This is a genomic window from Variovorax sp. VRV01, assembly GCF_014852545.1.
Taxonomy (GTDB): domain Bacteria; phylum Pseudomonadota; class Gammaproteobacteria; order Burkholderiales; family Burkholderiaceae_C; genus Variovorax; species Variovorax beijingensis_A.
This window is the reverse complement of sequence record NZ_JACVBS010000039.1, coordinates 1-11898: the sequence shown is the minus strand read 5'-3', so window position 1 is coordinate 11898 and position 11898 is coordinate 1. Positions and strand designations below refer to the sequence as shown.

General features: G+C 61.5%; 14 protein-coding genes and 1 pseudogene. 14 read left to right on the top strand and 1 reads right to left on the bottom strand.

The features are described 5' to 3' along the window. Positions 1-190 precede the first annotated feature (190 nt). The 5 genes from IB278_RS33210 to IB278_RS33190 all read left to right on the top strand — a co-directional run bounded on the left by IB278_RS33210 (position 191) and on the right by IB278_RS33190 (position 3064). Positions 191-925: a hypothetical protein gene (locus IB278_RS33210; RefSeq protein WP_192328664.1), complete on the top strand. Its 735-nt coding sequence runs from the start codon at positions 191-193 to the stop codon at positions 923-925. A 67-nt stretch (positions 926-992) separates the two neighbouring features. Further along, entirely contained in the window at positions 993-1244 is a 252-nt protein-coding gene (locus tag IB278_RS33205) for a hypothetical protein (RefSeq protein ID WP_145747700.1), read from the top strand. Positions 1245-1337: 93 nt separating this feature from the next. Continuing rightward, positions 1338-1910: a hypothetical protein gene (locus IB278_RS33200; protein WP_192328661.1), complete on the top strand. Its 573-nt coding sequence runs from the start codon at positions 1338-1340 to the stop codon at positions 1908-1910. A 26-nt stretch (positions 1911-1936) separates the two neighbouring features. Beyond that, the gene (locus IB278_RS33195) at positions 1937-2299 is read left to right on the top strand and encodes a hypothetical protein (protein ID WP_192328658.1); all 363 of its coding nucleotides are present in this window, start codon (positions 1937-1939) and stop codon (positions 2297-2299) included. Positions 2300-2458: 159 nt separating this feature from the next. Then, a complete protein-coding gene (locus IB278_RS33190) occupies positions 2459-3064 on the top strand; it encodes a hypothetical protein (protein ID WP_192328655.1) in 606 nt (201 codons plus the stop codon). 104 nt (positions 3065-3168) lie between these two features. Here the strand turns inward: IB278_RS33190 and IB278_RS33185 are convergent, their stop codons facing one another. Beyond that, positions 3169-4113, bottom strand: a complete 945-nt coding sequence (locus IB278_RS33185; protein ID WP_192328653.1) for a LysR family transcriptional regulator — start codon at positions 4111-4113, stop codon at positions 3169-3171. 123 nt (positions 4114-4236) lie between these two features. Between IB278_RS33185 and IB278_RS33180 the strand changes: the two genes are divergently transcribed. The 9 genes and pseudogenes from IB278_RS33180 to IB278_RS33140 all read left to right on the top strand — a co-directional run bounded on the left by IB278_RS33180 (position 4237) and on the right by IB278_RS33140 (position 11665). Continuing rightward, complete coding sequence (locus IB278_RS33180; RefSeq protein ID WP_192328650.1) at positions 4237-4902, top strand: RraA family protein; 666 nt, start codon at positions 4237-4239, stop codon at positions 4900-4902. A 50-nt stretch (positions 4903-4952) separates the two neighbouring features. Continuing rightward, positions 4953-6149, top strand: a complete 1197-nt coding sequence (locus IB278_RS33175) for a pyridoxal phosphate-dependent aminotransferase (protein ID WP_225613345.1) — start codon at positions 4953-4955, stop codon at positions 6147-6149. A 37-nt stretch (positions 6150-6186) separates the two neighbouring features. Continuing rightward, a complete protein-coding gene (locus IB278_RS33170; RefSeq protein WP_192328647.1) occupies positions 6187-7005 on the top strand; it encodes an ABC transporter substrate-binding protein in 819 nt (272 codons plus the stop codon). Positions 7006-7032: 27 nt separating this feature from the next. Continuing rightward, positions 7033-7731, top strand: coding sequence for an amino acid ABC transporter permease (locus tag IB278_RS33165; RefSeq protein WP_192328643.1), 699 nt, complete (start codon positions 7033-7035; stop codon positions 7729-7731). A 12-nt stretch (positions 7732-7743) separates the two neighbouring features. Further along, a complete protein-coding gene (locus tag IB278_RS33160) occupies positions 7744-8508 on the top strand; it encodes an amino acid ABC transporter permease (protein ID WP_412556340.1) in 765 nt (254 codons plus the stop codon). Between the two features lie 2 nt (positions 8509-8510). Further along, positions 8511-9260, top strand: a complete 750-nt coding sequence (locus tag IB278_RS33155) for an amino acid ABC transporter ATP-binding protein (protein ID WP_192328637.1) — start codon at positions 8511-8513, stop codon at positions 9258-9260. 58 nt (positions 9261-9318) lie between these two features. Further along, positions 9319-10310: pseudogene (locus IB278_RS34155) on the top strand (Bug family tripartite tricarboxylate transporter substrate binding protein). 353 nt (positions 10311-10663) lie between these two features. Further along, positions 10664-11020 (top strand): hypothetical protein, encoded by a 357-nt coding sequence (locus IB278_RS33145; protein WP_192328634.1) that lies wholly within the window; start codon positions 10664-10666, stop codon positions 11018-11020. Positions 11021-11233: 213 nt separating this feature from the next. After that, positions 11234-11665: a hypothetical protein gene (locus IB278_RS33140; protein WP_225613343.1), complete on the top strand. Its 432-nt coding sequence runs from the start codon at positions 11234-11236 to the stop codon at positions 11663-11665. Positions 11666-11898 lie beyond the last annotated feature (233 nt).

Sequence of the window (11898 nt, the reverse complement as noted above, 5' to 3'; positions counted from 1 at the left end):
AATGAGCATGGCGCAGTTTCTTGCGCGAGGGCTGGCTGGCCAAGTCAAGTCATCAGCGCTACCCCCGCACTTTGCCTCGGCAGCGGGCTCATTTGAACCGCATGCCGCTTAGGGCAAAGCTCGGCCACAACCAGACGCTCGCCGCCCGGACCGGATTGAGTTGCGACTTGCAATCTGGCATCCCGGAGCCGTGAATAAATTCACGAACACGCAGGCAGTTGTGCAAGAAAAGACCCTGGCGGCTCACCGATGGCAGACATTTGACGGCATGCGCAAGGAAGACTCCAGCGACCCTTGGTTGAATCAATCTCGCACGCCATTGACGGCTTGGGAGAAGGCGCTGCGGCCGTTGGGGCCCTCAAATCGAGGGTTGTTCCTGCTCGCGGCGGCTGCGGCTGCACTTGCGGCGCTCGTGGCGTTAAACGATTGGCGCGACTCAGGCCCTTTGCGGATTCCCGCGGAGCGGCAAGCAGCGCCAGCTACGCCGCCCTCAAAGAATGCTTTCCCGGCGCTACGGTACGATCAGCGTGAGCTGAAGCCTGAATCAACATCGCGCGTACAGCGCTTCGCGAAATGCATATCGCCTGCGGGCGCGGCAACCTATACGGACGGATCTTGCCCAGCTGACGCACGGGCCAGCGAAGTGTCGGTGACGCCTGATGTCAACTTAGCCGAGGGGATGTCCCAGGATGCCAGGCAGGCGTCGATGCGCCGGAACAGCGCCATCGCCCAATCCGTCCTAGAGCATGAACGCCAGGTGGCGATGAATGTCGACAGCTCCTCCACGGAGTGCGCTCAGCTCAATGCGTTGATTGCCTCAATCGACGCGGCCGCTCGCCAACCTCAGTCTGGCCTTGAACAGGACCGACTCAAGGACCAGCGCAGGCGCGCGAGAGACCGGCAGTTCGCCCTGCATTGCAGATGACCTTCGAAGGCAGAAGGCGGCCAAAAAACGGACCTTCTCAAGATCCTTAGGGTGCAGTGCATCTCCGATGAACAACTTCCCTGCGTTTGGGTTGCTGCTGGCGTTCGCGGCCGCGGCGCTGTTGCTCGCCGCCTTGGTCATCGTTGGCTGCCTTATCGCTGCGGCAATGTATCCCCGCGGCCATCCGTCGGCAGACCGATTGCGAGCGTTCGCCGGGCGCTTGCCTCGCCTGGTCGCCCGTGGCGTGATGCTTCTTGACGGGTTCGCCTTCGTACTCGTCTTGGCGATGTTCGCGGTTCTGACAGTAGTCTTTTCCTGACCTCGCCAGCTAGGACGGAATGCGGCCAAAACCGGTCGCTCACTGCTGCGGCAAGATCTGTAGGAAGCCGATCAACAACACAATAGAAAATCGATGAAAACAGAGCCGAAAGCTGCTCCGCCATTGCAGGCAGAGAAGGACTTCCGAGCATTCCTACGGAAGCAAGGACTGCTGCTCAAGTCCATGAAGCTATGCGACGCATGGCCTGCGGTACTGGAATTTCACCGCGAGTCGGTTGATAAATATTCGGTTTTGACCCCGGAAGGCGAAGGGGTCACATTCGATGCGCATCTTGGGACGGCAGACAGGGGAGTTCGATTTGAAGTCGCGATCAATCGTCTTTTTCGCCTCTTGCCAGAAGATGCGTCGGCGGGCCGGTGGCCCGCTGTACGACTGTCTCTTCGCTTGCAGTACACGCTGGATATGACGGGAATCCAGTATTTGAATCGACACCAAGCCTATGGGGTCGGTCAGGCATTTGTGAGTTGGTCGGATGCCTCACTCAATGAGTTCGTGCAACAGGTGGAAGCGAGTGACGCATTCATGACCTTTCGTCAGGCCGCACCGATCGAAGTCCGCCTTTCGGCCGATCCGTGTAGCTACTCACGACTGGAACCCACGCCCGATCCGACGAGAGGGCTTTGGTGGGGTGTTTTCGGAACCTGAGGACGGTATCCTCTGCAGCGAAGAGGATGATCAATGTGAGCCTCTCTTCCATTTCGGTCATCGGCCAGGACCGGACCTTGGTGGCTGGGGGCAGAATTTGTTCCAAGGCAGCCGTTTCAGGTGGGCACGAGATGAAATTTCGAATCGAACACATCTTTCAACAGCAACGCCCTGTGTCGCTCTTTGCTCGACAGCTCGAGCCGGGTGAGTTTGCTATCTCTGAGAGGTCTCGCCTTGGCGGAGTGCCCATAAAGCCTTACCTCTCCCAACCTCGGGCGCTGACCGCAGATGGGCAACCGGACATGACGGTCTTCACGTTTGTGCTCGCCACCGCCAACGACTTGCCGAGGCTTCAGGTAGGCCAAGATGCTGAACTCGAAGAAGCGTGACGCGTCCCGGCCAAAAGCGGAACTACGCCATGGCTCTTCAGTTTTGCCTCCGTACTCGTTTTCCACAGCTCCCAACCCGGAACAGTCTCGCTCGGTAGCAGACGTAGCGCCCGATACAAGCCCGCGCGTCGCGCCGACGGCGAACTGACCAGACCTACTATGCCCGATCTACTATCGTTCTCTGAAATTCAACAGCAGATGAGGGTGCATTGGGCGGACGCGCTGACAAAGTTTCCCGAATTCGAGGTCTACATTCCTTCGGCACCCCGACAGGAAGCCGCGATTCGACTACTCGACTCCATTGAGTCGGAGTTTGAGAGTCGACTGCCTCTGTCGTTCCGGGAGGCGGCCTTACAGTGGGACTTGAGTCGCCTTGAACTGGGCTGCTTTGGCTTTGCAACCGATGGCGACTACCTTGCCCGACTACTGCAACTCAATGCCGCTGTCCCCGGCTTGGAATGGTGGGGCGACCGAGACGAGCCAGCGAGACAAGCGGACCTACTTGCGATTGCACACGGCGACCCGTTCATGGTGCTGCTTGATATGAAATCCGGCGCAATCTACGCCCATGCCGTCGATGATGGCTCGGCAAACACTCAGTGGGTGGCACCTTCGCTGGACACGTTCTTGCGAGCCGCAGGTACGTGCTACCTTCAGGCAGAAGCTGCCGGAGACCATGACGGATTCGCGGACAGTTTGGTGACAAAGATGGCCTCGCCACCCGCCCGACCATTCTGGCGAGAACTTGTAGCGATGTGGGCCTGAGGCGGCTCGCGGCCAAAAGCGGGCTTCGGCGGAAGTTACTGGTTTGAGGTTTGCGTTGGTTGGCACGCAGTGTCATGAAGGGCCCTGAGCAATCAGCTTGCCGTCTACGGGACATATGGCTTGCCAGCTTCCCCGGGAGACGCTGGGGACGAAATATCGAACATCCGACTGAAGTCGCAACACTCTTGCGAAAGCATCACGACCGACGAGATCAGCGTGCTCCTCTGGTCGCCCTTGTACATGGCCACGTAGGTCATCTCGGGCGGCGCGGGCGTGCAGGGAATTTCCATCAGGGAACCATTGGCCACCATGGGTGCCATGCACTCCCGCGGCATGCAGCCGATGCCCAGGCCGGACATGGTCAGCCCCATCATCGCCACGAGGTTGTTCACGATGATGACGTCGCTCGGCTTCACGCCGAGCGCCTTCATCCAGCCGTTGAGCGCGGTGCCGGCACCTGTCTTGCTCCCCTGAAGCAGCAGCCGCCGCGACGCTAGTTCATGCAGCCTGAAGCGCTTGCCCGGCTCGACGAAGCCGGGCTTGCACATCCAGACGCTGGAGAACCGGCCCACCACGTGGCTCGGCAGATGCGCCTCCGCGAACACGTCGGGCACCAGCACGAGGTCGAGCTCGTCCGCCAGCAACTTGTCCTTCAGGTTGCCGCTAGAGTCCACGTCGGGCTCGATGGTGACCTTCGGGTAGTAGCGCTGGATGGCCTCCACCAGCCGGTGCAACCACGTCATGGCGGTGAGCTCGGTCACGCCAATGCGCACGCGGCGTTCGATGACTTCGGACTTGCCGATCTGGTCGATGGCCGCATCCCTCTGTTCGAGCAGCTTCTTGGCTAGCACGAACATTTCCTCGCCCTTTTCCGTGAGGCGCGCGGTGCGCTGTGTGCGGTCGAAGAGTTCCAGGTCGAAGCCGGCTTCGAGTTCGTGCACGCGTTTAGACACGGCGGAAGTCGAGGTGTGCAGCTTGTGGGCTGCCTGCGAAAAGCCGCCCGCCTGCACGACCCAATAGAGGGCTTCCAGCTGTTTGAACGTCAACATGGTCAGGCCAAACCCTTATTGGTTTCCTTTTTTTCCACAGAACCGCCAGAAAAAATTCGCTTTTTGAAATTTTAGGCAACTTTCACAATCGCGCCATCGAACTTGATGTTGAGGGCTGTGTCCATGGTTGCTTCCAGTTTTGCCGTTCATCCCGCGCCGCCTGCGGCTCCGCCGGAAATGCTGGCCGCGTTCGAGAAAGTGGCCACCCCCCACATCAGCGACAACCTTCAACGCCTGAACGGCATCGTCGGCTTGCAACGCTTCCACAGGCAGCGCAAGCTGGTGGGCACGGCAATCACGGTCAAGACGCGTCCCGGGGACAACCTGCTGATCTACAAGGCCCTCATGGACGCCGCCCCGGGCCACGTGCTGGTGGTCGATGGCGGCTGCGACACGACCAATGCTCTGGTCGGAGAACTCATCATGCTTTACGCCCAACAGCGCGGTTGCAGCGGCATCGTCGTCGATGGCGCCATCCGTGATGCCGCGGCCTTCCACGATGCCGACTTTCCCTGCTATGCGCGCGCCGCCATTCACAGGGGCCCCTACAAAAACGGCCCCGGCGCGGTCAACGTGCCCGTGTGTGTGGGGGGTCAGATCGTGCATCCCGGCGACATCGTGGTGGGCGACGAGGACGGCATCGTGACTTTTGCGCAGGCCGACGTGGCACGCCTGCTCGATGCCGTGGCCCAGACCGAGCGCTTCGAGGCCGCCATCAAGGCCGAGATTGCCAACGGCAAGGTGGAGCAGTCGTGGCTCACCAAGGCATTTGCACCGCACGGGCTTTGAACCCGTCGAGCGCCTTTCTTTTCACATTTTCGGAGAGCATTGTGAACACCCTGTTGGCCCAACGCCTTGACGGCGTCAAACCCTCGCCCAGCATGGCGGCGAAGACGCGCGTCGATGCCATGCGCGCGGCCGGCCGCCGCATCGTCGACTTCACCATCGGCGAACCGGACTTCCCGACACCACCCCACATCGTCGAAGGCGGGGTGGCGGCCCTGCTGGCCGGACAGACGCGCTACACGGCCTCCAACGGCACGCCGGCCCTGCGCCAGGCCATCGCCGACAAGCTTCTGCGCGAGAACGCGCTGGCATACAGGCCCGAGCACATCGCCGTGGGCAACGGAGCCAAGCACATCATCTACAACGCCTTTGCTGCCACGCTGAACGAAGGCGACGAAGTGATCGTTCCCGCGCCCTATTGGGTCTCCTACCCGGACATGGTGGCGCTGCATGGCGGCACGCCGGTGGTGGTGCCCAGCAGCGGTGCCCAGAGCTTCAAGCTGACGCCTCCCGCGCTCGAGGCGGCCATCACGGCCCGCACGCGGTGGCTGGTGCTCAATACGCCCAACAATCCCACGGGCGCGGTCTACACCCGCGACGAATTGACCGCACTCGGCGCGGTGCTCAATCGCCACCCGCAGGTCTGGCTGATGACCGACGAGATCTACGAGCACTTCGTCTACGGCGGCGCGGCGCATGTGGCGCCTTTGAACGTCCTGCCCGGACTGGCCGAGCGCACGCTGGTGATCAACGGCGTCTCCAAGGCCTATGCCATGACGGGCTGGCGCATCGGCTACGGCGCGGGACCTGCGGCGCTGATCAAGGCCATCACGCTACTGCTGTCGCAGAGCACCTCATGCCCGAGCTCGATGAGCCAGGCCGCCGCGGCGATCGCGCTCGACGGGCCGCAGCACACCGTGACCGAGGCCGCGGCACTTTTCGAAGCACGCAGGGACCGCATGGTGCAGATGCTGCAGGCGCTCCCGGGTTTCAGTTGCGCGCCACCCGACGGCGCGTTCTATGTGTTTCCCAGCGTGGCCGGCCTGCTCGGACGGCGCACGCGAGCGGGGCAGCTTCTTGCTACGGATGTCGACGTGGTGCTCTACCTGCTGGAGCACGCCGGCGTGGCCGCGATCGACGGAAACTCTTACGGCATGCCCGGGCACCTGCGCATGTCTTTCGCCACCGGCATCGACGTGATCGAGCAAGGTGGCCGCCTGCTGCAGGCCGCTCTGGCCGATCTGTCCTGAAGTCTTACCGTTTCTGCAACCCTCCTGGAGTAGACCCATGAAGAAGATCGCATCGACGCTCATCGCCGGCGCCTGCCTGGCATTGCTGGCCAACCTGGCGTGCGCAGACCAGCTCGCCGACATCAAGTCCAAGGGTGTGCTCGTGTGCGGCACCCTTGGCACGGCGGAGCCGTTCAGTTTCTCCAACGCGCAGACCCGGGAGGTGGAAGGCTACGACGTCGACTTCTGCAAGGCACTGGCCAAGTCGCTAGGCGTCAAGCTGGAGTTGAAGCTCATCTCGGTGGCCGCGCGCATTCCCGAACTGCAGCAAGGCCGTGTCGATGCGGTGATCGCCAACCTGGGCTGGAGCGCCGAGCGCGCCGAGCAGATCGCCTTCAGCCATCAGTACTTCGCCAGCGAACAGAAGGTGGCTACCCGCAAGGACAGCGGCTTCACCACGCTGAAGGACCTGAGCGGCAAACGCGTGAGCGCGGTGAAGGGCTCCAGCTCGGAGTTGCTGGTGCGCAAGATGATTCCGGGTGCGACCACCATCACCTTCCAGGACCCGCCGAACGCGTTCCTGGCCATGCAGCAGGGCAAGGCGGACGGGTTTGCGGTCTCCGAACTGAACCTTGTGAAGTTCCGCCAGCAATCCGAGAGCACCGTGCCCATTGTGATGCTGGAGCCCTCGCTGGCGCTGGAGCCCTGGGGCATCGGCATGCGCAAGGAAGAGACGGCGTTCATCAAGCAGGTGAACGCCACGCTCGAGGCCATGGAGAAGTCCGGCGAAGCGCAGCAGATTTTCAACAAGTGGCTGGGCACCGGCACTTCGTACAAGATGCAGCGCGGATTCAAGGTCGAGCCGATCAAGGGCTGACCGGCGCCATGCAACGAGGTGCACGCCATGGGTAGCAAGCTCGACTTCTCCGTTCTGTTGCGGGGCGATTATCCGCAGTGGATATGGCATGGCGTGCTCACGATGTTCGAGCTCACACTGGCGGCATGGCTGTTTGCCATGGCGCTGGGTACGGTGCTCGCCGTGGTGCGCATGTCGGACAACCGCGTGACGAAGGCTTGCGTGGCGAGCTATGTGGAGTACCACCAGAACGTGCCGATGCTGGTGCAGGTCTTCCTGTGGTACTTCGGCATGCCGGCGCTGCTGCCGCATGCGGCGCAGCAATGGCTCAATGCGCACAACAGCGAGTTCCTGCTGGCCTTTGTCGCTATCGGCCTGTGCATGGCGGCCTATGTGTCCGAAGGGCTGCGCGGCGGCATCCGCTCGATTCCCAAGTCGCAACTGGAGGCCGCCCGTGCCATGGGCCTTACGTACCTGCAGGCTTCGCGCCTGGTGGTGTTGCCGCAGGCGCTGCGCATCGCATTGCCCACGCTGGTGAGCTACACGGTGCTGCTGTTCAAGAACACAAGCCTCGCCATGACGGTGGGGGTGGCGGAGTTGACCTACGCCACGCGCGAGATCGAGAGCCAGTCTTTCAAGACGGTGGAGGTGTACCTGCTCTCGACGGTCATCTACCTGGGCGTGTCGCTGCTGATCATGACGGCCGGCGCCGGCCTGGAAAAACGCTACCGCATCCGCACGAGGTAAGCCGTGGACAGCATTCTTCACATCCTGCGCGAGTACGGCATGCTGCTGCTCGTCGGCCAGTACCCGAACGGTCCGCTTGGCGGGCTGGCGATCACGCTGGTGCTCTCCGTGCTCGGCCTCGCGCTCGCCTTTCCGTTGGGCGTGGCCATCGCGCTTTTGCGCGCGAGCGCGTTTGCGTGGCTGCGCTTTCCTGCCGCGGCGGTGATCTACGTGGTTCGCGGCGTGCCGCTGCTCATGTTCATCTTCTGGGTGTACTTCTTCGTTCCGGTGCTGACGGGGCGCACGGTCAGCGGATTCACGACGATGGTGATCACGCTGGTGATCTACCAGGCGGCGTACCTGGCCGAGATCGTGCGCGCGGGCATCGAGGGCCTGCCGGGCGGGCAGACCGAAGCGGCGCGCGCCGTGGGGCTGAACTACCGCCAGACCATGACGAAGGTGGTGCTCCCGCAGGCGCTCTACAACATGGTGCCGGCGCTGGTGAGCCAGTTCGTCTCCACCATCAAGGAAACCTCGCTGGGCTACGTGATCAGCGTGAACGAGGTGACCTTCGCGGCTAACCAGATCAACAGCTCTCTAATGACGCAGCCGTTCCAGGTGTACTTCGTTCTCGCGGCCATCTACTTCTGTCTGTGCTTCTCGCTCACGCGGCTGGCACGCTGGCTCGAGCGCCGCATCACCAGGCGGCGCGAAGGAAGCTACAGGGCCGCGCCCACCGCTGTCGCCGCCACCACGTCTGTCACCTCCCCGCCCATCGTTCCCAAGCAGGCCGCATGATCATGTCTTCCAGCAAAACGCCCCTCATCGCCTTCGATCTCGTGAACAAGTGGTATGGCGACTACCGCGCGCTGAACGACATCAGCGCGGAGGTCCGCAAGGGCGAGGTCGTGGTGGTGTGCGGGCCCTCGGGCTCGGGCAAGTCGACGCTGATACGCACGGTGAACCGACTGGAGAACATCCAGGGCGGAACCATTCGCTTCGACGGGCAGGACGTGCACGCGCCATCGGTCGACCTGAACAGCTTCCGCAGCCAAGTGGGCTTCGTGTTCCAGAGCTTCAACCTTTTTCCGCACCTGTCGGTGGCGCAGAACATCATGCTCGGCCCGGTGACGGTTCGAAAGCACAAGCGCGCGCAGGCACGCGCCCGCGCGCTGGAACTGCTCGAGCGCGTGGGCCTGGCTTCGAAGGCTGATGCGTTTCCTGGCCAGCTGTCCGGTGGCCAGCAGCAGCGCGTGGCCATCGCGCGCGCGCTGGCCATGGACCCACCGGCGATGCTGTTCGACGAACCCACCAGCGCGCTCGACCCTGAGATGGTGGGCGAGGTGCTGCAGGTGATGAAGTCGCTGGCGCGCGACGGCATGACGATGATGTGCGTGACGCACGAGATGAACTTCGCACGCGAAGTTGCCGACCGAGTCTGGTTCATGGACCAGGGCTGCCTGGTGGAAGCGGGCGTGCCGGGTGATTTCTTCTCGAAGCCGCGCAGCGAACGAGCCCGCAAATTCCTTGCGGATTTGCGCTCGCACTAACTTGCGCCGGCGCATTCAGAACCCACGCGGGGCTGCTACCTACAAGACGGAGACAAGCATGACAGCAGAAGTTCAAACCAGAATGGATCGCAGACGGGCGATTTCGCTCGCCATGGGCCTTGTGATGACCCATGCGGACGTTTACGCGCAAGGCACGTTTCCGACCCGGGCCATCACAATGGTCGTTGGCTGGCCCGCAGGGGGCCCGGCCGACAACGTGGCTCGACTGATCGCAACGCAGATGTCGCGCATCCTGGGCCAGCAGATCATCATTGACAACCGACCGGGCGCGGGTGGCAACGTCGGCTCCGACCTTGCGGCGAGGTCAAAGCCGGACGGGTACACAATTCTGTTGGCGACGGTGGCGTCCCACGGCTGGAACCCAGTTCTTTATTCGACCTTGGGTTACAAGCCGATTGAAGACTTCGCGCCTATTGGGCTCATCAATACCTCTCCCGGCACACTCCTTGTGTCCGCAGGATCGGCCTACAAATCAGTGGAAGGGCTTGTTCAAGCAGCCAAGGCGAATCCTGGAAAGTTGAACTATGGGTCCGCCGGCGTCGGTTCGTCGCAGCACATGGCGGCTGCGATGTTCAAGAAGCTCGCGGGAATAGATGTCGCCCACATCCCGTTCAAAGGCACTGCGCCTGCCCTGACGGAGCTGATGGCCGGCCGGGTGGACATGGTCATCACCACCGGCGCGATTCCTTTCGTGCGCTCGGGCAAGCTTCGTGCGCTGGCCGTCGCGGCCCATCGCCGACTACCGGCTTGCCGGACGTCCCGACCTTCGAGCAGATAGGGGTGACAGGCTTCTTTACCGACAACTGGTATGGCCTCACGGCCCCCGCAAAGACGCCCCTGCCCATTCTGGAAACGTTGAATGCCGCACTGGCCAAGGCGCTGGTGGATCCAGAAGTACAAAGGCAGTTTGTTGAGCAAGGCGCGTTCCCTGCTGAGCCGATGTCGGTTGACAGCTTTTGGGGATACGTCAAAAAGCAGATGCCCGAAGCTGCAGAATTTGTGCTGGCCTCAGGCGCGAAGCTGGAGTGAATTTCTAACGCAGTCTCAGGAGTCCATGGCTTCCAGGCTCTGCCAACTTGTGCAGTGCGTCGCTGGTTGCACGCAGTTCGATGGGTACAGCCCAGATTGCCGGCTAGTGCCCGTGGTGGCGGGCTCATTTCACCAAACCGATTCGAACGAAGGGAGCTTCGAATTGGCTTCCATGCGAGCTTTTGCGAAGGCGCTAATGTCGCTGGCCTGAGCACATTGGGTGCCCGCTTTGGAGAGATGTGTATAGCCGCTTTGGGCCCTTTGCTCCGGCCCGGCGTGAGGCTACAGTCGGCCAGGAGCGGACATCTGCGAGTCCCCTCTGGACGGGCCTTTTGACGAGAGAGAGAAGAACCATGAGCTACTACACCCGCTTAGAACTGCAATGGGACGATGCCGACCACGCGTCTGGAAGTCTTACGCCTCAACTGATTGCCGAAGCGGCCGAGAGCTTTGTTGTCAGCAACGGTTGGTCTCTGGATGTCCTCAAAGACCTGCAGGCGTCAGCCGAAGGAAAAGGGCTCAATCGCCCGGGCTACAACTCCATCTATACGGAATCTTTGATAGCAATGCTTCGAGAAGTCTCGCTGGCGTTCCCAGCGGTCACGTTCTTTGCGCGCGGTGTCGGCGAAGAAATGTTCGACACATGGGGTCGTGATTTTCGCGCTGGCGAAGTCCATCGGGAATTTGGTCCCTTTGAGGCAGCGGAGTAGTCTGCTCCCGGCCCACAACCGGCCGTTCGCCAGGCCCTCTGAGTCCTTCATGAGCCCTCATTCAGAAAATATGAACCGTTGGATTCCGATTTCTCGTGACGAGCTGGGGGAGTTGGTGTCCGCCCTGCGGTGCGACTTATCATCCTAAAAAAACACTCACCATCCAGCACACCAATGTTCATTCGAACTCCTTCGTTGCTCTGTCTTATCGCGATGAGCCTGGTTTCCGGCTGCGCGTTCCACCAACAACCATACGTGACGGACGAAGTAAGCAGTGTCCCTTTGCGCGAAACCAGTGTCTTTAGCGTCGACTTCGAAAGAGGCTACGTAGGCGGTCCTCAAGCTATTCAAATCACGCATGTCGATGGAAAGGAAATGCCGGCGGCGCAGGTTGGCTACCCAGTTTGGGTTCGAGTCCTTCCAGGCAACCACGTCTTTGATACGAGGCAGTGCACGAGTGTCTTGTCGACGCCCTTAATCAAAACTACCTGCGTCAAGCAGCGCTACACATTGGATATGCAGCGACTGCATGTTTATGCCTTCAATCATCAAACTCGCGAGATAAGAGATCTCGGAGAGCGGCCGAACTATGCCGTCGCACTGGGGGTTGATGGGCAGAAAAAATATCCAGTGAAATTCGACTAAGCGTTTTCAGTCCCGCGCAATAGGCCACGGTGGAGCTTGCACCAACAGTGTGATTTCGGGGCGATCCTGGCGCAGACTGCCGCGAGCGAGGCCTTCGACGGCAATCGGCCGAGGCCGTGTGGAAACGGCTTTGACTAGCGAGTATGCCGGACCCGCGCCCATGTGGGCGTCCTCGGCGCACCGAGTCATCCGGTGGTCCCGTTGCACAAACGCGCGGGTGGTTCGATCGAGCG